The following is a 390-nucleotide window of genomic DNA, read 5'->3' as shown; positions in this document are numbered from 1 at the left end:
CCATCTTCGAGATAGCTGAAGGGTCGATAGTCCTCGGTATAGAGCTGCAGCTCGGCGGCAGACAGGCAGGTGCAGACACTGCAGAGCAGCGTCACGACACAGGCCTTGAACGTCGGATTCATTGCACACCACCGTCTGGATCGGGCCCTGCAGCGATTTCAGGGCGATCGGTCAGGCGATGATAAACACCCGTCCCCGCTCTCACCAAGAACCTCCTGGCGCGGTCGCCGTCATCACCCGCGGCTCCAGCAACAGTTGCAGCGGCGTGGCCGCGCGCTCACCGCTGAGCGCGCGCTGCACCAGGCGCACCGCGTGATCCCCCATGGCCTGCGGCTGCTGCAACAGCAGCGCCTGGAGCTGCCCGTCGTGCAGGGCATCGAACAACAGCTC

At 64.9% G+C, this 390-nt stretch carries 1 protein-coding gene; it reads right to left on the bottom strand.

The genetic code is table 11. From position 1 onward, the window contains the following. Positions 1-201: 201 nt before the first annotated feature. On the bottom strand, positions 202-390 hold a 189-nt coding region (locus J0A65_RS26215), incomplete at its 5' end, for a hypothetical protein (RefSeq protein ID WP_206597117.1).

This window comes from Bowmanella yangjiangensis, assembly GCF_017255015.1.
GTDB lineage: Bacteria > Pseudomonadota > Gammaproteobacteria > Enterobacterales > Alteromonadaceae > Bowmanella > Bowmanella yangjiangensis.
Note: the sequence above shows the minus strand (reverse complement) of the source record. Positions and strands in the feature narration are given on the sequence as shown.